17 protein-coding genes and 3 pseudogenes are annotated in these 22,603 nt (G+C 60.6%); 9 read left to right on the top strand and 11 right to left on the bottom strand.

What is annotated here, in order from left to right; genetic code table 11:
- The 3 genes from EOA85_RS03995 to EOA85_RS03985 all read left to right on the top strand — a co-directional run.
- Positions 1-683, top strand: a 683-nt coding sequence (locus tag EOA85_RS03995) for a heparinase II/III-family protein (RefSeq protein WP_206523235.1), incomplete at its 5' end; no start/stop codon positions are given.
- A gap of 238 nt (positions 684-921) precedes the next feature.
- Positions 922-1,917 (top strand): sterol desaturase family protein, encoded by a 996-nt coding sequence (locus EOA85_RS03990; RefSeq protein WP_127208452.1) that lies wholly within the window; start codon positions 922-924, stop codon positions 1,915-1,917.
- Positions 1,914-3,044: a GNAT family N-acetyltransferase gene (locus EOA85_RS03985; protein ID WP_127208451.1), complete on the top strand. Its 1,131-nt coding sequence runs from the start codon at positions 1,914-1,916 to the stop codon at positions 3,042-3,044. The genes EOA85_RS03990 and EOA85_RS03985 overlap by 4 nt, the downstream gene beginning before the upstream one ends.
- Before the next feature lie 98 nt (positions 3,045-3,142).
- On the opposite strand, the gene EOA85_RS03980 is transcribed toward EOA85_RS03985, so the two are convergent.
- From EOA85_RS03980 to coxB, 6 genes are all read right to left on the bottom strand, one after another.
- Positions 3,143-4,504 (bottom strand): sorbosone dehydrogenase family protein, encoded by a 1,362-nt coding sequence (locus EOA85_RS03980; RefSeq protein ID WP_127208456.1) that lies wholly within the window; start codon positions 4,502-4,504, stop codon positions 3,143-3,145.
- Positions 4,505-4,566: 62 nt separating this feature from the next.
- A complete protein-coding gene (locus EOA85_RS03975) occupies positions 4,567-5,652 on the bottom strand; it encodes a c-type cytochrome (protein WP_164759478.1) in 1,086 nt (361 codons plus the stop codon).
- Positions 5,652-6,275: a cytochrome c oxidase assembly protein gene (locus tag EOA85_RS03970; protein ID WP_164759477.1), complete on the bottom strand. Its 624-nt coding sequence runs from the start codon at positions 6,273-6,275 to the stop codon at positions 5,652-5,654. The genes EOA85_RS03975 and EOA85_RS03970 overlap by 1 nt, the downstream gene beginning before the upstream one ends.
- A complete protein-coding gene (locus EOA85_RS37275) occupies positions 6,272-6,652 on the bottom strand; it encodes a hypothetical protein (RefSeq protein WP_065009325.1) in 381 nt (126 codons plus the stop codon). Before EOA85_RS37275 ends, EOA85_RS03970 begins: the two co-directional genes overlap by 4 nt.
- A 7-nt stretch (positions 6,653-6,659) precedes the next feature.
- Positions 6,660-9,176, bottom strand: coding sequence for a cytochrome c oxidase subunit I (gene ctaD, locus EOA85_RS03965; protein WP_127208449.1), 2,517 nt, complete (start codon positions 9,174-9,176; stop codon positions 6,660-6,662).
- Positions 9,173-10,150, bottom strand: coding sequence for a cytochrome c oxidase subunit II (gene coxB, locus EOA85_RS03960; protein WP_127208448.1), 978 nt, complete (start codon positions 10,148-10,150; stop codon positions 9,173-9,175). The genes ctaD and coxB overlap by 4 nt, the downstream gene beginning before the upstream one ends.
- A 208-nt stretch (positions 10,151-10,358) precedes the next feature.
- Between coxB and EOA85_RS03955 the strand changes: the two are divergent.
- From EOA85_RS03955 to EOA85_RS03935, 4 genes and pseudogenes are all read left to right on the top strand, one after another.
- A pseudogene (locus EOA85_RS03955) lies at positions 10,359-10,818 on the top strand (DUF2267 domain-containing protein).
- 587 nt (positions 10,819-11,405) lie between these two features.
- Positions 11,406-13,355 carry a PrkA family serine protein kinase gene (locus EOA85_RS03945; RefSeq protein ID WP_029350511.1) on the top strand — a complete coding sequence of 650 codons (1,950 nt, stop codon included), beginning with the start codon at positions 11,406-11,408 and terminating at the stop codon, positions 13,353-13,355.
- A 19-nt stretch (positions 13,356-13,374) separates the two neighbouring features.
- Positions 13,375-14,685: a YeaH/YhbH family protein gene (locus EOA85_RS03940; RefSeq protein ID WP_029350513.1), complete on the top strand. Its 1,311-nt coding sequence runs from the start codon at positions 13,375-13,377 to the stop codon at positions 14,683-14,685.
- Between the two features lie 9 nt (positions 14,686-14,694).
- Complete coding sequence (locus tag EOA85_RS03935) at positions 14,695-16,281, top strand: SpoVR family protein (protein WP_127208447.1); 1,587 nt, start codon at positions 14,695-14,697, stop codon at positions 16,279-16,281.
- Between the two features lie 377 nt (positions 16,282-16,658).
- Here EOA85_RS03935 and EOA85_RS03930 read toward each other — a convergent pair whose 3' ends face one another.
- The 3 genes and pseudogenes from EOA85_RS03930 to EOA85_RS03920 all read right to left on the bottom strand — a co-directional run.
- A complete protein-coding gene (locus EOA85_RS03930) occupies positions 16,659-16,865 on the bottom strand; it encodes a hypothetical protein (protein WP_029350518.1) in 207 nt (68 codons plus the stop codon).
- A 98-nt stretch (positions 16,866-16,963) separates the two neighbouring features.
- Positions 16,964-17,203, bottom strand: a pseudogene (locus tag EOA85_RS03925) (erythromycin esterase family protein); the annotation flags it as partial.
- Positions 17,204-18,409: 1,206 nt separating this feature from the next.
- Positions 18,410-18,815: pseudogene (locus EOA85_RS03920) on the bottom strand (transposase); the annotation flags it as partial.
- A 114-nt stretch (positions 18,816-18,929) separates the two neighbouring features.
- On the opposite strand from EOA85_RS03920, the gene EOA85_RS38635 reads away from it, so the two are divergent.
- Positions 18,930-19,148 carry a PAN domain-containing protein gene (locus tag EOA85_RS38635; RefSeq protein ID WP_245485603.1) on the top strand — a complete coding sequence of 73 codons (219 nt, stop codon included), beginning with the start codon at positions 18,930-18,932 and terminating at the stop codon, positions 19,146-19,148.
- 398 nt (positions 19,149-19,546) lie between these two features.
- Here EOA85_RS38635 and EOA85_RS03910 read toward each other — a convergent pair whose 3' ends face one another.
- The gene (locus tag EOA85_RS03910; protein WP_127208446.1) at positions 19,547-20,179 is read right to left on the bottom strand and encodes a hypothetical protein; all 633 of its coding nucleotides are present in this window, start codon (positions 20,177-20,179) and stop codon (positions 19,547-19,549) included.
- A gap of 915 nt (positions 20,180-21,094) precedes the next feature.
- Between EOA85_RS03910 and EOA85_RS03905 the strand changes: the two genes are divergently transcribed.
- Positions 21,095-22,195, top strand: coding sequence for a helix-turn-helix transcriptional regulator (locus EOA85_RS03905; RefSeq protein WP_245485602.1), 1,101 nt, complete (start codon positions 21,095-21,097; stop codon positions 22,193-22,195).
- 222 nt (positions 22,196-22,417) lie between these two features.
- Here the strand turns inward: EOA85_RS03905 and EOA85_RS03900 are convergent.
- Positions 22,418-22,603, bottom strand: a 186-nt coding sequence (locus tag EOA85_RS03900; RefSeq protein ID WP_164759476.1) for an erythromycin esterase family protein, incomplete at its 5' end; no start/stop codon positions are given.

Genomic DNA, 22,603 nt, shown 5'->3' with positions numbered 1-22,603 from the left:
GCATCGATCTGACCTTCGACCACGGCCCGCTCGGCTATCTCTCGATAGCGGCTCACGGCCATGCCGACGCGCTGTCGCTCACCTTGTGCATCGATGGCGAGCCGGTGCTGGTCGACCCCGGCACCTGGCTCTACGGTTCGGGGGGCGTCTGGCGCGATTGGTTCCGCTCGACACCGGCGCATAACACGCTGAATATCGAGGGCAAAAGCCAAAGCATCATCGCCGGGATGTTCAACTGGTCGCACAAGGCGGTTGCGGCATTGGTGGAGAGCGAGCCGGGAACGCACTGGAAGCTGCGCGCCCGGCATGACGGGTATAGAAGCCGCTTCGGTGTCGTGCATCAGCGCACCGTGGCGCACCAGGCCGACGGGATCGTCGTGACCGACCAACTGCTCGGCGGCAGGCGCGTGGCCGAGGTCGTCTTTCAACTCGCAGCCGGCCTCGGCACCAACCGAGACGGAAGCACGATCATAGTGCTGCGCGGCGACGAGCCGCTGATGACCATTCGGTTTCCGGACGCTGCGGTCAACATCCGCGCCGGCGGCGACGCACCGGGGCAGGGCGGCTGGGTTTCACCGCGTTTTGGCGCCAGGCAGCCAGCCGAACGCATCGCCTGGCACGGCGAAGTGGGCGAAGACGGAATTAAGATCCACCTCGCGGCAATCCCACCGTCGCAACGATAGCGGCCGGCGCAGCAGCAGAGCGGGCCATCCGCTGTTCCGGCCGTATTCGAGATTAATTACGTTCCGACATTTAGCGTTTTGTTACGGTTGAACTGCTAATCTGGCGCAAATCCGGCATGCTTTTGCTCGTTGCAGCCGCAATAGCCACCTGGTTGCGGGCAACATGCAGTGGGTTTGGCAAGTTCTTTGCTTCTTAATTCGCCGGTAGCCATTTTACGGCCCAGGAGCCACTGCACCGATGTTTTCTGAATTCGCCAGAGTGATTGTGGAAAAGCTTTCGAACGTCAATCTGGTGACGCTCGGCCTCCTATTTCTCACGGCACTGGGGAGCGCGGTGGTCGCTTACTGGCGAACTGTCGAGCACAAGTCCCTCAGGGACTTTTTCGATTTCGCTTTCCCGGCGGAAGTCATCCTGCATCCGTCGGCGCGAGCGGATGTCCTATTTTGGGTCACTAAACGGGCGATAATGCCTTTCCTGCTCATCCCTGCCGGCGTCACCTTCGTTGCCGCCGTGGGCTATGGGACGCACCAGGCAATCGGCTGGCTCCTTGATATCCAGGCGCCGCTCATCGACGGCCCGGCCGGACCGGTGACGATCGTCATCTTCACCGCAACCATGCTGATCGCCTACGACATTTCGTACTATCTTTACCATGTCGCCCAACACCACTTCCCGTTCCTATGGGAATTGCACAAAGTGCATCATTCGGCCGAGGTGATGGTGGGAATCACCAAGGATCGGGTTCATCCGCTGGACGATCTGATGAACCGTATCTGGGACGGTGTCATCCCGGGGATATGCTTCGGCATCTGGAGCCTGATCGCGCTCGATCCTGTAGAGATCGTTATCTTCGGCATCAACGTCTATGTCATTCGCAACATCCTGATGATGGACTTTGTTCGCCATACCCATTTCAAGATTTCCTTCGGCCGGTTGAACAACATCATCTTGTGTCCGCACTGGCACCAGGTGCACCACAGCATCGACCCTCGCCACTACGACAAGAATTTTGGCCTGCTGTTTTCGTTCTGGGATCGCCTGTTCGGGACGCAGTTTGTCCCGGATCCGGATGAAGACCTCAAATTTGGCCTGATAGATCGCGATGTGCGCGACTATCAATCGCTCTTTGGGCTTTACATCCTGCCGCTCAAGAAGATGGGAGGGCATGTCGCCAGACTGTTCCAGAGGCGTCTCGATGTCATCGCACAGCCACAGGATCGTTCCCCTTCATGAACACCATTGTTTCGATTGACGCTTCGAGCGCAGAGCGCTTGGAAGTTGTCCGCTCGGCGGATCGCCTGGCTGCGATCGAAGCCGATTGGATGCATCTTTGGCATCGCACTGATGGGCTGATCTTTCAGAGCCATGCCTGGATTTCGGCATGGTGGAGTACCGTAGCGGACCGTGACCAGCGCGCGCTGCGGATCGGGTTGGTCTGGAATGGTGACAGGCTCGTTGCCGTCTTTCCCATGGCGATCGGCAAGCGCAAAGGCCTGCGGTTTCTCGAATGGGCGGCCGGCAGCTATACCGATTACGGGGATATTCTCGTTGCTCCGGAATGCTCCTCATCGGCGCTGCAGGACGTATGGGCCCGGATCTGTGAAGCCGGTGGCTTCGATATTGCCTTTCTCAATCATCTATTGCCGGGTGCGGCGGTCCGCAGAATTTTCACTCCGGATACCTCTGGCGGGATCAGGCTTCGCCCCAATCACAGAGAGGAAGTCAGCTATCGCGTCGCCGGACAATGGGAGAGCGGAGCCGCGTGGTTCGCGGAGCAATCGAAAAAGACGCGGCAGAACTATCGGCGCGGCGTCAAGACGCTGGAAGAAGCCGGGAAAATGAAATTTCGCCTGCTTGCGCCAGACGAGCCGCTGCAGCCGGTACTGGACCGCCTCTCTGCCCTGAAGCGCAGATGGCTGGTGGAGCGCAAGCGTGAATCCCAACTTTTCGAAGAGGGAGCGCCAGTACTCGCCGCACTCGTCGAGGCGCTGGCGCGCGCCGGCGTGCTGCACATTTTCGTACTTGAATGCAATGGCGCGATGGTCGCAGTCTCCATCAACTTCGTCCAGCACCACACCATGATGGCCTTCGTGACCACTTTCGATCCGGATTTCAGCCAGGCGTCGCCCGGCATGATCCTGATGATGGACTACATACGGTGGTCGATCGATCACGGCTTGCGCACAGTCGATTTCCTGTGCGGCGCAGAGTCGTTCAAGCACAAATTCGCAACGCAGGGCGTTGTCCTGCAATCCGTTCTTGGGACGCGCACGGCGCAAGGCTCGCTCGCTTCTCTTGCCGATCGTATGCGCCAGAGGGTCCGGCATGTACGCGGGCGCGGACTGGTGCCGACAGCTTGATTTTCGGCTTGATCGGCGCCCGGAACACCGTGTCCGACAGGCAATGGCAAGTGGTGTCGTATCGCTTCCCTCGTCGGGTCGCCGGTAGCACGAACCGCTCAAAGTGCCGATTGCGTCTGAGATGGAACGACCCGCCAGACCTTGTTGCCGACATCATCCGCCACCAGCAGGGCGCCGCGACGGTCTATCGCCACTCCCACAGGACGGCCAAAGGCCTTGTCGTCCTCGCTCAGGAAGCCGGTGAGGATGTCCTGAGGCGGGCCTGACGGCTTGCCGCCGGTAAACGGCACGAAAATCACCTTGTAGCCGCTGCGCGGCTTGCGATTCCACGAGCCATGCTGGCCGACGAACGCGCCATTCCTGTATTGAGGACCGAACAGGTCGCCCGTGTTGAAGGTCAGTCCCAATGAAGCCGTGTGCGCCCCGAGCGCATAGTCCGGCTTGATCGCCTGGGCGACGAGGTCGGGCCGCTGCGGCTTGACGCGATTATCGACATGCTGGCCGTAGTAGCTGTAAGGCCAGCCGTAGAAGCCGCCATCCTTCACCGAAGTCATGTAGTCCGGCACGAGGTCGCTGCCGATCTCGTCGCGCTCGTTGACGGCGACCCAGAGTTCGCCGCTTTCCGGATTCCAGGACAGGCCGTTCGGATTGCGCAGCCCGGAGGCGAAGAGACGCGACTGCTTCGAAGCGAGATCGATCTCCAGCACTGCCGCGCGGTTCTCCTCTTCCCCCAAGCCGTTCTCGCCGACATTGGAATTGGATCCGACCGTCGCATAGAGCTTCGTGCCGTCCTGCGAGGCGGTCATGTCCTTGGTCCAGTGGTGGTTCCTCCCCGCAGGCAGGTCGACGATCTTCTCCGCCGGTGCGGTGATCTCGGTCGCACCCTCCTGGTAGGGAAAGGCCACAATTGCATTGGCGTTGGCGACGTAGAGCTTGCCGTTAAGTAGCGTCATGCCGAATGGCGAGAACAGCCCGGTGAGGAAGGCCGTTTTGGTTTCCGCCACCCCGTCGCCATCCTGATCGCGCAGCAACGAGATGCGATTGGCGCTAGACGTTTGCGCGCCGGCCTGGCTCTGGAAGAGGTTTGTGAAGAAGCGGCGTATGCTGCGTAAGCTCTCTATGAAGAAGCTGCGTATGCTGCGTATTCTGAAGCCCTCGTCCGGCTTGGGCGGGGCATTGCTCTCGGCCACCAGCACGTCGCCGTTTGGCAGCACGTATAGCCAGCGCGGATGGTCGAGCCCGCCGGCAAACTCGTTTACTGCAAATCCCTGGGCCGCCGTCGGCTTCGTGCCCTGCGGCCATGGCGCGGCCTTGGCGACATGGACGGTCGGCAGCCAAGTCGGATTCGGCTCCGGCAGGGTCGGGTTGGGGCCATAGGTCTCCGCGATCGGAACCGTCGCCTCTTCGCGCGACAGGAAGAAGACCGCTCCGCCGGCGACGACGAAAAGAACGATCAGCATGAGAAGGGCGGCAAGCAACTTTTTCACCAGAACCTCGAAAATGTGAAAGAACGCAAACGCGCTTATCGCGTTCCGGTTGCGGATGGAGCGGCGGATAGGGCGAAGTAGGCCGCAAGCGCGCGGACGTCGTCGTCCGTGAGACCCTTCGCGGCATTGGCCATGAGATGGCCGAAGCGCGTTCCACCCCGCTTTCCCGCCCTGAACAGCCCAAGCTGCGCCTCGATATAGCGCTCGGGCTGGCCGGCGATGGAGGGATAGAGCGGGCTGCGGTCCTGTCGTCCGTGACAGCCGAGACAGACTGGCACGCCGGCCTCCTTGATACCCCTCTCGGCGATTTCCCTGCCGCGCCGGACAAGTGCTGGATCGCCCTCGCCCCCGGGGTGCCTCGTCGGCAGGGCGGCGAAATGCTTGGCCAGATCCGGCCAGGATTGAGGCCCTGCCGCAATGGCGGGCAGGCTCATCAAGCCGCTTGCCCGACCTTCCTCGGCATAGGCACGCAGGCTTTCTAGGAGATAGGCCTCGCTCTGCCCGGCGAGAACGGGGATCGCAGGACCGCGCCCGAGACCGTCCCCACCGTGGCAGCGGCCGCAATCCGCGAGCGCCTGCCGTAGGGTTGCGGCAGCGCCTTCAGGAGGCGCAAGCGTTGCTCCATAGGCGAGGTCACGGTAGGTGGCTTCGTCCATCCACGGCAGTTCGCGCAGGAAGGCTACCATCGCCCAGACCTCGTCGTCGCGTTCCTGCGTCGGCCAGGCCGGCATGCCGGTGAAGCGCACGCCGTGTTTGACGATGCGAAAAAGTTCCGCGTCGGACCATTCGCCGACGGCCCCAGCAAGGTCAGGCGGCTGCGGCAGCATTCTCATGACGACAGGAGATCGCGGCTCGCCCGGCGCGCCGTGACAGATGGCGCAGCCGCGCGCGAAATGTCCGGCGGCCGGCTGGATCGCATGACGCGGCAGAGCTTCTGGAACGTCGACCGCCAGCGCATAGGTGCGCACAGCCGATCGCATGGCGAATTGGAGAAACCATTCCGTGATCTTCCAGTGGCCGCTTGACGCACCGACATTGAAAAAGCCGATCCAGGCGGCCAGCACCACGACGAAGGGCAGAATGGCAAGCGCGATGGCGAGCTTCTTCCAACTGATATGCATCAGACCGCCTTCCGCGGCGGGGCGGCGAGCAAGCGCGCGAAAAGCGTGACGCCGCCGGCCAGATAGACCGCCGCGCCGACCAAAAGCATGATTACGCCGCCAAGTTCCTGATCCTGCTGCGCGGAAAGCGCGACGCCGAAGCAGCTTATCTCGCCCGTCCCGTAAAGCGGCCTCGGGGTCAGCGCCAGCAGCGCCCCGAGCAAGGTCATATGGATGGACGTCAGAAGCAAGGCGAAGGCGCCGGCGGCATTGCCTGTGATGTCCGAACCGCGGCGCGGCAGGCAGGTCAGCCACAGGAACAGCCCGGCGGCGAGGAACATGGCCTGCTCGATGGCGGTCGCAAACAGCGAGCTTTGCGCCAGCGTCCGCAAGGCCGGCGCGTGCCAGGACCAGACAATGATAAGCTCGACGAGGGAGGCGGGGAGGGCGAGGGTGAACGCCCGGTTTGCATCTGGTTTCGGGCGGAGCGGGATGCCAATCGCCATCAGCGGCGCAGCGATCGCTACCACTCCCATATGCGCCAGCATGTGCGCCGAAAACGAATCCCGCCAGGCATCGAGCAGCGGTCCGACCCAGACCAGGGCGAGGACGAGGAGACCGAGGATGAGGCAGGCGCGTCTCACCGGATACACCCCGTCAGGAATAATGCGGGCATCGCGGTGAAGATCACGGCGATGAAGCTGAGACCCGAGAGCAGCAGCGTCGCAAAGCCCTGGAACAGGGTCCGGTCGCGTCTCGTCGGATCGTCGTGCGGCGGATCGTCTGTGCCGAAGCCCCATTGCCGCCAGGCGAGCCATGCGGATAGCGCGATGAGCGAGAGGGCGATCAGAGTGGCGGCGGCGATGCCCGCGCGCACAGCGCTGAAACTCAGCCCGATAAGTTCCGGCTTAGCGCAATAGACCGCCGCGCCGATGTAGCAAACGAGGAAATGCGCAGCCCACACCACGGGCGCGGTAAACAGCGTCCAGAGCGTTTCAATCTCTTTCGGGATGAGCCGCATCGCCGCCTCACATCGCTGCCGGAAAGAGGCCAATGATGGCGAAGGTGATGACGGCGGAGACCAGCAGAAAATGCCAGTAGAGCACCACGTTGCTTAGATCCATGTCATGCTTCGGCGTCAGTCGGCCGGCCAAAGAGCGGGCCAGGCAATAGGCCTGCATTACCGTGCCGAGCGCGGCATGAGCGAGCACCCAGATCACGAGGATCCACACGATCGCAGGATAGACGTGGCGCGTTGGGTCCATGCCGGGAGACCACGGCGCGGCCAAGCCTGCGGCGGACGCGGCAACGGTGGTCAGCAGGCACGCAACCAGCAAGCCGCGCACAGTGGCCGTGGCGCCGCGCCTGTTGAACATGCGGGCCGCCACCATCAGGCCCCACGCTGCAGCGAACAGGACGGCAGCCAGCAGCGACCAGATCGCATCAGGCCCGGCAATCCCCGCGGTGAAGTCGGCATGGATCGTCCAGTAAAAGAAATAGCCGAAGACGAGGCTGGCGAAGGCGGTGCCGTCGCCCACCATGGTGATGAACATCGCCCACCAGCCGACCGAATCGGGGCCGGAGGCATAAAGCGGCAGGCTGAGGCCCAGGCCGACATCCTTTTCCGGCTTGTCGGGGATTTCGCCAGTGCCCGTCCAGAGCCAGTAGATGACGGCGCAAAAGCAGGTGATTGCGGCCATCGCCGTCGCGATCCACCAGTGGAAGGTAAGCGCGATGAAGGCGGCTCCGAGCGAAAGGGCCGAGACGATGGTGACATGGGAACTGCCGCCGACGCGCAGCACCTGGATGGGGTCGGCGTCGAGCACGGAGGTGACTAGTCCCTCGCGCCGTCCCTCTTCCGCGTCGGGCAGGTAACAGCGGCCTTCATTGACCTCGCGCGCAAGATCCTTCTGGTCCCAGAGGGGATAGCGGCTGCGCACGATGGGTATCGAGCGGACGCCCCAGTCCTCCTCCGGCTCGGAAATCCATTCCAGGGTGCCAGCATTCCACGGGTTGAGTTCGTCGCGCGGCTCCCGGTGCTTCGGCCTGAGCACGTCGAAGACAACCACCAGCACGCCCGCGGCGAAAATGAAGGCTCCGGCCGTCGAGATCAGGTTCAGCCAATCCCAGCCGATTTCGGCCGGATAGGTGAAGACACGCCGGGGCATGCCGCGCAGGCCGCTCAGATGCATGGGGAAGAAGCCGATGTTGAAGCCGCAGAACATCAGCCAGAAGGCGAGCCGTCCCAGACGGTCGGAGAGCTTCTTCGCGTCGATCAGCGGGTAATAGTAGTAGAGCCCGGCCACGACCGGGAAAAGCATGCCGCCGATCAGCACATAATGGAGGTGCGCGACGACAAAGTACGTGTCGTGCGCCTGCCAGTCGAAGGGTGCGAGCGCCACCATCACGCCCGTCAGTCCGCCAATGACGAAGATGGCAAGTCCTCCGGTGCCGAACAGCATCGGAGTCGAGAAGATCACCCGGCCGGCCAGCATGGTGGCGATAAAGACGAAGATCTGCACGCCCGTCGGGATCGCCACCGCCTCGGAGGCCGCCGAGAAGAAGGCCAGGGAGATCTGCGGCAGGCCTGTCGCAAACATGTGGTGTACCCACAGGCCGAAAGAAAGGAATCCCGTTCCCACTGCCGCGAGCACGATCCAGGAATAACCGACGATTGGACGCTGGGAAAAAGTCGGCACGATCATCGCCATCAGCGCGATAGCCGGTAGGAAGATGATGTAGACTTCCGGATGGCCGAATATCCAGAACAGATGCTGCCACAGCAGCGGGTCGCCGCCGCGCGCTGCGTCGAAGAACGGCCAATCGAACATCCGTTCCATCTCGAACAGGAGGTCGCCGGCGATCAGCGGCGGGAAGGCGAACAGGATCATTCCAGCAACGATCAACAGGTACCAGGCGAAGAGCGGCATCAGGTTGATGCGCATGCCCGGCGCGCGGCATTTCATGATGCCGACGATGAGCTCGACGGCGGCCGCGATCGAGGCGACTTCGATGAAGGAAAGGCCGAGCAGCCAGATGTCGGCGCCGATGCCGGAGAACTCCTTGTCGGTGGCGAGCGGCGGATACATGAACCAGCCTGCCGACGGCGCCGCGCTGAAGAAGATGGAGCCGCAGACGAAGATACCGCCAAGGAAAAAGCTCCAAAAACTGAACGCCCCCAGGCGCGGAAACGGCATCTCGCGCGCGCCCAGCATCGGCGGAAGGAGGAAGATCGCGACTGCCTCGAAGATCGGCACCGCGAACAGGAACATCATCACCGTACCGTGCAGGGTGAAAGCCTGGTTGAAGAAGTCGGCCGACAGGAAGTCGTTGTCGGGCACGGCGAGCTGCAGGCGCATCAGCAGCGCGAGCGCGCCGGCGAACAGCATGAAGGCGAAAGCCGCCGAGCCGTACCAGAGGCCGATCTGGAAATTGTTCACCGAGGTCCAGTAGCGCCAGCCGGCCGGATTGGCCCAGACGGCGCGCAGCCGCTCCTCCTGCGCCTTGTATTCCTCCGGCGAGCGCTTCTTGATCGCAGCGCTCATTGCAGGCCTCTCAGCCAGGCGGCGATGGCGCGAATGTCGTCCGGCGGCAACATGTCGAAGGCCGGCATCCTGGAGCCGGGCTTGATTAGTTCGGACCGGGCGATGAAGCGGGCGACGGCGTCTTCGGTGTTGGGCAGGATGCCGGCTCCGACGGTGGCGCGGGAACCGAGATGCGAAAGATCCGGGCCGATCAGGCCGCGCGCATCGGTGCCCGCGACGAAATGGCAGGACCCGCAGCCATGGCGCAGAAACAGCGCGCCGCCGCTCGCGCCGGCGCCTTCCGCGGGAATGGCCTGGGCGGCGAGCCAGGACCGGAATGCTTCGGGCTCCATCGCCACGGCCGAGAACGCCATCAGCGCGTGAGACGTGCCGCAATATTCCGCACAGGGCCCGCGGAAGATGCCGGGTTTCGTAGCCATAAGCGAATGCCTGTTGGTGCGACCGGGGATCATGTCCATCTTGCCGCCGAGCGGTGGGATCCAGAAGGAATGGATCACATCGGCGCTTTTCAGGGTGAATTCGACGCGCTCGCCGACCGGCAGCCTGACCTCGTTGGCGGACGCGACCGGCGGTCCCTGAGCTGGGCGGTAGACAACTTCCCACCAGAACTGCCTGCCGGTGATTTCAATCCGCAGGCCGGCGGCGCCCGCCTGGGCGAAGGGCCGAAGGCCAGGCATCAGCCACAGTGCATAGGCGAGCAGGACACAAAGCGTGACCGATGGGAAGACCACGCCGCCCCAAAGGATGATCCTGCTGGCAGACTTTTCGGCCAGCCTGCTGCGGTTGAATAGGGCTGAATGAAGAAGCACGCCGACCACGCCCAGCCAGATGACGGCGCCGCCACTTAGCATTATCCAAAACAGTATGGCTGTCTGCTGCGCTTCCGCTCCCGCGGGCTCAAGTACCGACCGGGCGCCGGCAAAGCCGCTCGCCAGCGATAATGACGCAGCGGACAGGCTGAAATATTGACCCATTTCCAACCCCTCCGCCGTAAACCGGCGAGAGGGGCGGAAGGTTCCGGGCAACTGAGCTTTCGAACTAGCTGCATTCGCCGTGGCTATTTGGGCAATTTTTCAACGAGTGACGAAACAATTGCGTTCGATCCCCGTTTGCCCGTCATAGTTGGCGTTAGGGCGAATGTTGGGGGCGAGCCTTGGGATTGTCATGCCAAAGCAGGCGACGATGGGCGCAACCGGCTTGGAAGTTTTTGACAAAAACCCTGCAGACGACAAACATCTGGCTGGACGAGATCATGGCCGATTACGGGCCCGATAGGCGCGTTGCCTGGCATAGGCTGGGAGCTGTTTGACGCACCTTGCGGGATTTGCTGCAGATCGAACTGGCTGCCAATTTGGGGACGGCGCTGCCGCTTCTCGTGCGTGGAGCCTACTATGATCGGTATCGGCCGCGTGATCTGCCGACCAGCAGCCGTTCATTGGAGGACTTCCTGCAGCGGGTGGCCGAGGAGATGAAATCCACTCGGCCCGTGAATCCCGAGGATGCGACGAGATCCGTGTTCAAAGGTCTCGCCAGGCATGTCGACTTCGGCCAGTTGGTCAAGGTGCGAGACGCGTTGCCGAAGCAGATCCAGGCGCTTTGGCCCGAAGTGTTGGAGTTTAGCAGCAGCAAGACAAAAGTCTGAGTTCTCGATATGGTTCTCAGCTGCCTCGGCCCGGCCGGTCCTTTTCCTCGCGATACAGTCGCTCAGTGGCCCGATCGCTTTCTCTGCGCTCTGCAGGCCCCCGACGGCGCCACGTGAGGAGTGCGTAAGCGATCACGATTGCTAGCAGTAGCGGGCCGCCAGCAACGACGATCAACCACATACTGTTCTCGAACATGGAACATCTCCTTTCCCTCGTTGCCAGAAGGAGCGAAACGGTTGCTCCCTTCCGGTTCAGGGGTGGACAGTGCAGTGTAGATCTCTCACCGAATGACCTGTGCGCCGCCAACTGAACTGCTGAGAGCAGGCGGCCTGGTTCATTCCTCCAGAAAAACAGCTTGTTCGCGACGGGCTGTTGCACTCGGCACGCGCTGATGGGAGAATGGATATCCCTCGGAAACGTTCCATTGTGCGAGCCATTCGCTGGCTGGCTTTCAGGCGTCCACTATATCTGTCTCGACCCCTAACATCCGGGCGCAGACGCACTACGTGATGATAGGGAACCACAAAGGCTTTCCGATAGTTGAATGAAGGGCGAGAGCAACCAGACCGGCCGGGGCGAGGATACCATGCGCGAGAACCAGTCCGACGTCTTCGATCTGTTTTCGGAGATTTACACGAATGCGGCGCAGGAGGAGATAAGCATCCAGCAATATCTCCTTGCCTGCCGCGAGGATAAATCGATGTATGCCTCGGCGCCCGAACGGATGGTCGAGGCGATCGGCGAGCCTACCCTGATCGACACCAGCATGGATGAGCGGCTCGGCCGCATTTTCGCCAACAGGACAATCAAGGTCTATCCCACCTTCTCCGAGTTTTATGGCATGGAGGACACGATCGAGCGCATAGCCGGCTATTTCCGCTATGCCTCTCAAGGGCTCGAGGAACGCAAGCAGATCCTCTATCTGCTTGGCCCTGTCGGCGGCGGTAAGTCCTCGCTCGCCGAACGGCTGAAGAAGCTGATGGAGCAGCGTCCGATCTATACGCTGAAGGTGGGCGGCCAGATCAGCCCGGTTTTCGAATCGCCGCTCGGGCTTTTCAATCCTGACCGCATGGGCGACCTTTTGGAGGACAAATACGGCATCGCGCGGCGCCGGCTGAACGGCCTGATCTCGCCGTGGGCGGCCAAGCGCCTCGATGAACTGTCCGGCGACATCTCCAAGTTCAGCGTCGTGAAGCTGATGCCTTCGCGGCTGCGCCAGATCGGCATCGCCAAGACCGAGCCGGGCGATGAGAACAACCAGGACGTTTCGGCCCTGGTCGGCAAGGTCGATATACGACAACTCGAGAATTTCAGCCAATCCGATCCGGACGCCTATTCCTACAGCGGCGGCCTGAACCGGACCACGCAAGGGTTGCTCGAGTTCGTCGAGATGTTCAAGGCGCCGATCAAAGTCCTCCATCCGTTGCTGACCGCTACCCAGGAAGGCAGCTATAACGGTACGGAGAACTTCGGATCTTTTCCTTATCAGGGCATCGTCGTAGCCCATTCCAACGAGTCGGAATGGCTGCAGTTTAAGAACAACAAGAACAACGAGGCGTTCCTCGACCGCATCCTGGTGGTCAAGGTGCCGTACTGCCTGCAGGTCACCGAAGAAAGGCAGATCTACGAAAAGCTGCTGCGCGAAAGCGAGTTGGCTTCCAGTCCCTGTGCACCGGAGGTGCTGGACATTCTCAGCCGGTTCACCGTCTCGACCCGTCTGGCCGAGCACGACAATTCGCCGCTTTACACGAAGATGCGCGTTTATGACGGCGAGAACCTCAAGGACATAGATCCCAAGGCGAAGTCGGTTCAGGAATACCGCGATGCCGCCGGTGTCGACGAGGGCATGACCGGCGTCAGCACGCGCTTTGCTTTCAAGATCCTGTCGCAGACATTCAACTACGACACCAAGGAAGTGGCCGCCGATCCTGTGCATCTGATGTACATTCTGGAGGAGGCTATCAAGCGCGAGCAGTTCCCGAAGGAAACGGAGGCCGCCTATCTCGACTTCATAAAGTCGGAACTGGCGACGCGTTACGCCGAGTTCATCGGCCATGAGATTCAGAAGGCCTATCTGGAGTCCTACAGCGAATACGGTCAGAACCTGTTCGACCGCTACATCGCCTACGCCGATGCTTGGATCGAGGATCAGGACTACAAAGACCCCGATACAGGCCAGATCCTCAATCGCGAGGTACTGGACAACGAACTGTCGCAAGTCGAAAAGCCGGCCGGCATTGCCAATCCCAAGGACTTCCGCAATGAGGTCGTGAAGTTCGCGTTGCGCGCCCGGGCGAGGAACAATGGCCGCAACCCCTCATGGACAAGCTATGAAAAGCTGCGCGAAGTCATCGAGAAGCGGATGTTCGGCCAAGTCGAGGATCTGCTCCCGGTGATCAGCTTCGGCTCCAAGCAGGACAGCGTAACGGAGAAACGGCATACTGAGTTCGTGCATCGGATGGTCGGACGCGGTTACACCGAACGTCAGGTCCGCCGGCTGGTGGACTGGTACATGCGGGTGAACAAGGCGGGCTGAGTCCGGCCGGGATGGTTCCATGCCGATCTTTGTCGATCGCCGACTGAACCCGAAGGACAAGAGCCTGGGCAACCGCCAGCGCTTCCTGAAGCGTGCGCGCGAAGAACTGAAGCGAAGCATCCGGGATCGGATTCGTACCGGCAAGATCGCTGATGTCGACAGCGAGCATGCCGTCTCGATGCCGGCGAGGGGCACAGCCGAGCCGAGCTTCAGCGATGCGAAAGACAGCGGCAAGCGGCAGCACATCCTGCCGGGCAATAAGCATTTCGCCCCGGGCGACCGGGTTCCCAAGCCCGGTCAGGGCGGCGGCGGTTCGTCTCCCGGGAAAACGGTCTCGGAGGACGATTTTCGTTTCGTGCTCTCGCGCGAGGAGGTGCTCGACCTTTTCTTCGAGGATCTCGAACTTCCCGACATGGTCAAGCTCAACCTCAAGGAGATACTTGCCTTCAAGCCGCGCCGCGCAGGGTTCGCCGCGACCGGTTCGCCGACCAACATCAATGTCGGGCGCACCATGCGAAACAGCCATGGTCGCCGGATTGCGCTCAGGCGCCCGAAGCAGGAGGAGCTTGATGCGATTGCGGAGCAACTCGCAATCCTGGAGGCAGAGCCCCAGAGCGCGGGGCCGGTACGCCAACGCATCGCAGCGTTGCGGGAAGAGCTTGAGCGACTTGAGCGCCGCCGTAAGCGGATCGCCTATGTCGATCCCGTCGACATCCGCTTCAACCGTTTTGACGCCCAGCCCGTGCCGAATGCCAATGCGGTCATGTTCTGTCTCATGGACGTATCCGGCTCGATGGGCGAACGCGAGAAGGATCTAGCCAAGCGCTTCTTCGTGCTGCTGCACCTGTTCCTGAAACGGCGCTACGACCGCACCGAAATCGTCTTCATCCGCCATACGCACGAGGCGCAGGAGGTGGACGAGGAAACCTTCTTCTACAACACGCAAAGCGGCGGTACGGTCGTTTCCACGGCACTCGAGGAGATGCGCCGTATTATCGAGCAACGCTATCCCAGCAACGAGTGGAACATCTATGCCGCCCAGGCATCGGACGGCGACAATTTCGTAACCGATTCCGAGCGCTGCATCGGCCTGATGGACGGCCAGATCATGCGCCTGTGCCAGTATTTCGCCTATGTCGAGATCATCGACGAACGTGAGAGCCATATTTTCGGCAGCACCGACAATGGAACCTCGCTGTGGCGCGCCTACAGCGCTGTCAACCAGAGATGGCCGAATTTCCAGATGAGCCGTATCGCCAACGCATCCGACATCTATCCGGTCTTTCGCCAGCTCTTTGCCAGGCAGCCGGTCTTCCAAAAAAGCGCTTGAGGGGAGCCGATGGCGAACCAGACCGGCAAATCCGGCCAAACCAGCAAATCAGGCCAAACCAGCAAATCAGGATTGCTCTTTTCAGGGTCTGACTGGGATTTCAAGACACTGTCGCGCGCCTACCAGGCGATCGAGGCGCTCGCGATCGAAGAGCTTCACCTCGACGCCTATCCGGTGCAGATGGAGATCATCTCGTCCCAGCAGATGCTCGACGCCTATTCCTCGGTCGGCATGCCGCTGATGTATCGCCACTGGTCCTTCGGCAAGCATTTTCTCTACCAGGAATTGCTCTATCGCAAAGGCGGGCGGGGGCTCGCCTATGAACTGGTGATCAATTCCAATCCTTGCATCGTCTACCTGATGGAGGAAAACACCATGGCCCTGCAGGCCCTGGTGACAGCTCATGCAGCGCTTGGCCACAATCATTTTTTCAAGAACAATCATCTGTTCCGGCAATGGACGGATGCCAGCGCTATCCTGGGCTATCTGGACTTCGCCAAGGGTTACATTGCCCGTTGCGAGGAGCGGCATGGCGTCGCCGCGGTGGAGGCCATCCTCGATGCTGCCCATGCGCTGATGGAACAGGGCGTGTTCAGATACCGCCGACCGCCGAAGCTCTCGTCGGAGCGGCAGCGAGAAGGCGTTCGTGAGCGCCTGGAGTACGAAGAGCGTTCCTACAACGATCTGTGGCGCACGCTCCCGCCGTCGAAGGACGGGACCAAGGCCAACGAAACGGACACCGGCATCGCAGAGCGGAAGAAAACGCTCAACCTGCCCGAGGAGAACCTGCTCTACTTCCTGGAAAAAAACAGCCTGGTCCTGGAACCTTGGCAGCGTGAAATCATCAGGATAGTCCGCGTCGTCGCGCAATACTTCTATCCGCAGCGGCAAACGCAGGTAATGAACGAAGGCTGCGCCACTTTCGTGCACTACACACTCATGAACATGCTGTTCGATCGCGGCCTGATCAATGAAGGCGCGATGCTGGAAATCCTGCGCAACCATTCGAACGTGATCTTTCAGCCGGGCTTCGACGATCCGCGTTTTTCCGGTATCAATCCTTATGCCTTGGGCCTCGACATGATGCAGGACATTCAGCGCATATCGACTGAGCCGACCGCCGAGGATCGTGACTGGTTCCCCGATATCGCCGGCAACGGCAATTGGCGCGAAACCCTGCTCGACGCGTGGGCGAACCATCGCGACGAATCATTCATCCGCCAGTATCTGAGCCCCGCCCTGATGCGGAAATGGCGGTTCTTTATCCTCGCCGATGCCGCTAGCGAACCGCATTACGAAGTCGCGTCGATCCACAATGAGCGTGGCTACGAAAAGATACGCGCCGGGCTCGCCCAGAGCTACGACATCGGTGCGAGCCGGCCGGATATCCAAGTGGTAGATGTTGATCTGCTCGGTGACCGACAATTGCGGCTGGAGCACAAGGTGAAGAACGGCATCATGCTGGAGGAGGCCAGTCGCGACGCCACCCTCCGCCATATCCGCACCCTGTGGGGCTATGAGGTCAGCCTGGCGGCGATCGATGCGCAAACGGGCGGGACGCTCAACGAACGTTCGACCAGCCAAATCGGGGAATAACCAGAACCTGGATGGCCGGCGACGGCGTCGTTCTACAGCCGGGTTTCCACTCTTGGGTCCGATGCTCTGGCCGTCGGACCCGGGAAGGTCGGTTTCGTCGGAATCTCGGATGGTGTCTCGGGAGGAATTTCGACGGGCTGCCTTTGCGGGCTGGGAACGGGATCGGGCGAAGGCGGAGGAACGCCCGGAGGCTCATCCGGCGGAGTTTCCGGCGGAGCAGGCGGCCGGGCAGGCTCAGGATTCGGATTATCCGGTATCGGCACGGGATTGTTCGGATCAGGATCAGGATCGGTCATGGATACTCCCCGAAGCTTGCTTCACATCCCCTCCGCGCCGCGACTCCTCCCTGACCCTTGCTTCGTAAACACACAGCGACGCTACTTGTTCGTCCGCATCTTTTGCCTTGGATTGATCCCGCCAAGGGCGTTGGTGTCGTTCTCGACATCGCCTTCGATCGTGTTTTCGCCTTCGAGTAAGAGTTCGTCGCCTTCCTTGATCGTGCCCTTGGAGGTCCCGATACCGGGATTGTTCCTCAAATCGGCATCGCTCGGCTTTTTCCACTTTGGATGTTTGGTTCCGCTCATGGCACAACTCCTTCGAAAAGGGTCCTGTTGTAGAAAACAGCAGGGCGCGATGAATGTTCCGCCGAAACTCACCTTTATGCGGCATTGTCCGAGAGGGGCTAAAGCCCGAACGGATAGGTGTCGGGAACGCCCGCTCCCATATGCTCCGGCCCAAGCGGCGTCACCGCGACGGTTTCGTCAAACCAGACGAAGGCGTCAAACTGCTGGGAAAGAGAGGCAGCCGCGTAATGGCTGCGCAGTTCGGTTTCCGGCCGATAAATCACGCCGATGAAGCGCTCCAGCCGACGCTCCAGAAGCCGATCGCGAAGATCGTCGTCGCGCTTGATGAGAGTGCGCGGCGAACTCGTCGCGCCGTAGCTTATCGCGATGGTGGTGGCAAAGCTGCCGGCGGCGAAGATTAAAAAATTGCCAGCGCCCCCCACAGTTGAAGACAATAAGCGGTTAATAATGATCCTGCATGACCCATTTGGGTAACAGCGAGAGGGGAATGCTGCCAAACCACGCCCCGCTTATGGTGACGGAACGGTTCAAGGTGCTGGAAGCACCTGACCAGCCGCAAACCTGCCCTGAGATCAGCGGCTGAGATTCGGGATCAGCAAATTCGCAGCTCTGAGCGGGTGAGGGGGAGCCGATTATGGCACTATGCTGTGACACGCCGTTCAGCCCAGGAACGTTATGCTCCCGGACGACGACAAGCTTATCCGATGGCTGCGAACTGCTCGACCGAGCAGGAAGTACCAAATGCTGCCCATTGCTACGCAATTCGGGGCTCTTGCACGACATAGCCCACTTGGGTCATGTCAGCTGTCCTCGGCATCGGTATTGTGGATATGCAGGTATCGTTGAGACGGGGTTGATAGAATGTCATCGATAGCAAAGGTTCTAGCTGCCGCTGCGGCCATCGCGGCCGCAATATTTGGAAGCACGACGGCTTGCACTGCCGACGCGTGGTTCCATGGCGGCAACCTATCCAAAATTCCAGTCCAGTCACAATGGACCGCTGCTGATAGGGAAGGCTGGCTTCTGGCGCAAGGCGGCTATGATCCCGGAGACGGGTACGGTCCCTATCCGCCTGGCTGCAGAAACAAGGGGTCGTTTGACGAGTGTGCCGTCAATGAAAAGGGATGTTCGCTGCGTGATAGGGTAAGCTGCGCACCTATATGCTCGGGCCTCTGCGACGACTGAGCGATCAGGGGCTGATCCCTACGTCATTCCGTTGCGCCGGAGAACCAAAGGCGGCGACAAATGCATCAAGGCTGGCATCCATGCTAGTCCTTACAGTTGCCGGCTCACGGGCTCGCCTGCACATCCAGGCGAAGTCGTTGGTATTGTAATGGTGGGGATTCCAGAGTGCGCGGGATTGAGGGAGCGATTTTGCATCCCGGTGAGCTTTTACCTATCGATACGAACACAGCTTTGGTGCGGTCGCATCGGCTGCCGTTTGCCGGAGGATGTCATCTTCCGCACCACACCAGAATAAGCGCTCGCTCAGGCCTTCGGTCAAGGACCCGTTCGGCGAAAAGATGAACGGGATACCCTAAGTGCTCGACTGCAATGCTGAGGCTTTCCTGTAGCAGCACCATGATCCGCTCCTCGCCCATGCGGCTGCGCCAGCGCGTCATCGACGAGCGGTCGAACGGCAGGTCGTGGCGGAAGAACTCCTCGCCGCACAGATACTGGAAATACGGGTTTCTCGATCCAGCGTGCGCACAGCGCCTCGTCCGACAGGTTGAAGGTGTGCTTGAGGATGGCGAGCCCCGCCATCAGCCGGGTCGGCAGCGGCGGCATGCCGGGACCGTCCGAATAGACCGCACCGAAGCGCGCCTCCAGCACCGGCCAGTCGATCGCCTGCGCCAGCCGCACCAGCTCGTGGTTCATGTTGAGGATCTGATCAAGGCGAGCGCCGGAAGCCGAAGTGCTGACGCCTGGTGTCGCGCCTACACTTTCGATGCGTGGAACAGGAAGTGCTTCCTCAAGGGGGCAACTGGCCAGCTTCTAGCGAACGCGCGCGCCACCAGCGGCGTCCTTTCCAGCCTAACCACTCCGACATCTTCGGGAGCCAACATGTATTTCGAATACTTCAATAACAAGGCTTTCCCGGGGGATGGCTTCCGTGTCCTGTCAGCACAGAGCCGAGACGAATGCGGGAGCGAGTGCTGGGACCTGAACCAATGTGCGGCTTTCTCGTTCACCGCATCGCAGCGGCGCTGCGTCCTTTTCGACCAACCGGGTGAATATTCGAGCAGTCGGGGAAGTAACAGCGGCGCAAAACGCCAAGATTGAGTTCTTTCTAGAGAGGTCGTATCGTAGCAAGAAGTTCTAAGCAAACGGCAAGGCTCGCATGTCACGATGCCATGCCAGAAGAACCGACATGCAAGCACGTTTAGATGATCGGCTTCAGTGGCGGGACAGTCGTCGACGCGCCTGGCGCCGGATGGTCCTCGGTAATGCGGCTCGATCGCCGCCCACGCCTCATCCGACAACCAGAACAGCGCCATGCGCCACCTCCCGTGATCCACACCATACGTGAATCAGGAAAGCTGCTCTCGATCGCCGCCCACGCCTCATCCGACAACCAGAACAGCGCCATGCGCCACCTCCCGTGATCCACACCATACGTGAATCAGGAAAGCTGCTCCGCCTCAAGCCTCTAAGCCTCTGATTGGGTTTGAGCCCCTAGTCTAGTTGACTGCGCAACGTTCCTCTGACCAACCTCTCGCCCGTTGCGCGGCGCTGCAGACCCTGCCCCCGCCGAGAAGTTGGTTGTTGTTCTGACGGATGTAATCATCAGCTTGTTTGTTGTACCGTGGCGCTGGGCGGTAAGTTTCGCGTGGCGGCGATGGTACGAAAGCGCCAGCCGCGCCGAGCCCTCCGACGAAGGCGTTCAAGAACGCGTCCACGTTGCCTGCCGTTTGTTGCTGCCTTTGTTGCCGTGAATACCTGGCGTCTGCTACAGATAAGTTGCGGATTCGGAGCCCGTTCTCGGTAAGGGAACCGTTTAGGGCGACTACTTGGCACAGGTCATAACCGGCTCTGTAGCAATCGTTCAGAGTGTTGGTGATCATGGAACGGGCGTTCTTCATTGTGTATTTGAGGCCTTTGTTGTGCCGCCAGAAACAATATGCCTCGCCGTCGCTATGCCGATACCCGCCGACGAACACTTTCGGGTACCGGATTCTGTCGTACTTGTTGGACATTGGCCCTCTGCAAGTGTCCCATACCACCGCGCCGATCGTCTTGGCTGCGACGGGTGTCGTGGCCGCGAGGGGGCTGATCATTAATGCGAGGATAGTAACTGCTAGTTTGCTGCGCATGGCCTGTTCCTCCTAGGTTTTCCCTCCTCCCTCTCTGCTCGCGGAGGAGGTCGGGTGAGTAAGTGACGCTACGAGACCAGGTCTAAAACCTTAGGCTCGGAGTGGACGCCTTGCATTCGATTGCCACCATCCGCCCCTCTTTTAGCCGAGAAGCAGGCACACGTTTCAAAACGGACCCGTCGAATTCCAACTCAGATTCCGAATGATGAGCTAATCCGTCACCCGATTTTGGCACAACAAAACACTTACCTTCTGGCCCGAAACCGCGCATGACCCAAACGGGTTATCGTGGTGGCCAGAACAAGGAAGTTTGGCCATCGCCCCAGCATTTCTCGACCAACATATGGCTTTATCATCAGCAAAGTTGGGCGAGTGCGAAGCTATCGCACCTACGTCAAGCCCGCCGCTGGCGACGCCCATTTGTCTGGCGCTGGCAGCATGGAACCCGATGGGTTCCAGTGGGATTCTCACAGCAAAGCGAGACCTCAACTCTTATGGCAGAGATTGACCGACATCGTTCTCCAGGTTGACCTGGCATCGCCTCACGCATCCCTCATAGCTGCCGCCCTGATAGCCCGGGCATCGGCTGACGCAGTCGGCGCAATACGGCCAGTTCCAGCAGGACGGGGTGTCCTGCGTCACTTGAAGAGAGTATGAATCCGTTGAGGTCCTTGCAAATGAAGAAGAAGTGCACTGTGCGGCGCTGATCGAGCAGGGAGCGATGGGCTGTTCGGCGCATGCACCAGGAATTTCTGCAAACGAACGCGCCATATGCCCAAGGATGGCAGCGCTTGCTGAAATTTGGGTCAGACGAGCACTAGTCATACTGATTAGGTAGGCTCCCTCGGCCAGGGACGACTCGACTTTCCAGTTCGCTAATATAGGGTAGGATTTCTTCTCGGTAGCGGGATGGGGATGGGCGCAGCTTTCGACCTCGACGCAGTAGGCAATGCCATAGCCGAAGCAGCGGCCGATCCGGCACGCTGGGACTCAGCAATGGATGTAGCTGCCAAAGCCACGGGAAGCTTCGGAGCAATGCTCTTCGACATGAAGAGCCACCTGCCCGGCATACCGCGCAGTCGCGCAATGGGTCCGTCGATCGAGGCATATGTTGGGGATGGCTGGATTGATCGCGACGATCGGTACGACCTAGGTCCTCTCATGGTAAGGCGCGGGGTCGTCAGCGATCTTGACGCTCTGACACCTGAGGAGATTGCCAGGCGCCCATACTATCAAGAATTTCTAGCCCCTCACGGTTTGCGGTGGTTTGCAGGCGTGAAGGCTGCGGCGGGGGATGACCTGTGGTGCCTGTCCATCCAGCGGTCGATCCAACAAGGACCCTTTTCGCCATCCGAGATCCAGCTTCTCGCAGACTTCTCGAAACAGTTGGGTTCCGCGGTCGCGTTCGCGAGAATGCTGAGCTTCGCGCGTGCCGAAGGCGCGATGGGTGCATTCACCGCAAGCGGCACGCCTGCAGTGATGCTTGACCGGAACGCCGCCGTGATCCTGGTGAACGAGCCTGCAGAGAGACTGTTCGGTCGAGACCTTCGGGTGACAGGCCGCCATTTGGCTTGTGCCGACAGGAACGCCACGGATACCCTCAGGCGGGCATTGCACGGGCTGCTGCGGAATCCTAACCCGCCAGCAATGTCGAGTCCTATCCCGTTGCCTCGCCTCCAAGGCAGGCCACTGCTGGCTTACCCATTGCGTCTCCCGGGAATTACGTCGAATGCCTTCGCGTCCTGTCAGGTTGTCGTCGTCTTTATCGATCCGGACATCTATCCCCAACCGCCTGACGTTGCCCTGCGGACCTGCTTCGGGCTGACCCCCGCCGAGGCGAGACTGGCACGCCGGGTTTCATCGGGCGAGGAGTTGAAAACGGCCGCGGATCACTTGGGGATCTCCTACGAAACCGCTAGGAACCAGCTGAAGGTCACCTTCGCCAAAACCCACACCCATCGGCAGGCGGAATTGGTCGCGTTGCTCGCGAGAATGGCCAGCACCGCCCTACGCTGACGGCGCAGAACAACACTGGCGCGTTATCAAACGGTCTCTTACTTTAGAAGGCATGGCCAGAGCCTGTGCAGCCGCATGACGCAGCTGACGACTTTCGCGGCCTTGTCCGAGAGGCGGCTAAAGCGCGTCGCATTTGAACGGATTCATGCGACGCGCTTTAGGTTTTTGTTTTTATGCATGTCGTTGTCGCAAAACCCGCTGCACACTTTTGCGCGACATGCATTAAAGCCCGAACGGATAAGTGTCGGGAACGCCCGCTCCCATATGCTCCGGCCCAAGCGGCGTCACCGCGACGGTTTCGTCAAACCAGACGAAGGCGTCAAACTGCTGGGAAAGAGAGGCAGCCGCGTAATGGCTGCGCAGTTCGGTTTCCGGCCGATAAATCACGCCGATGAAGCGCTCCAGCCG

It is taken from the genome of Mesorhizobium sp. M5C.F.Ca.IN.020.29.1.1 (assembly GCF_003997375.1).
Lineage (GTDB): Bacteria > Pseudomonadota > Alphaproteobacteria > Rhizobiales > Rhizobiaceae > Mesorhizobium > Mesorhizobium wenxiniae.
Note: the sequence above shows the minus strand (reverse complement) of the source record. Positions and strands in the feature narration are given on the sequence as shown.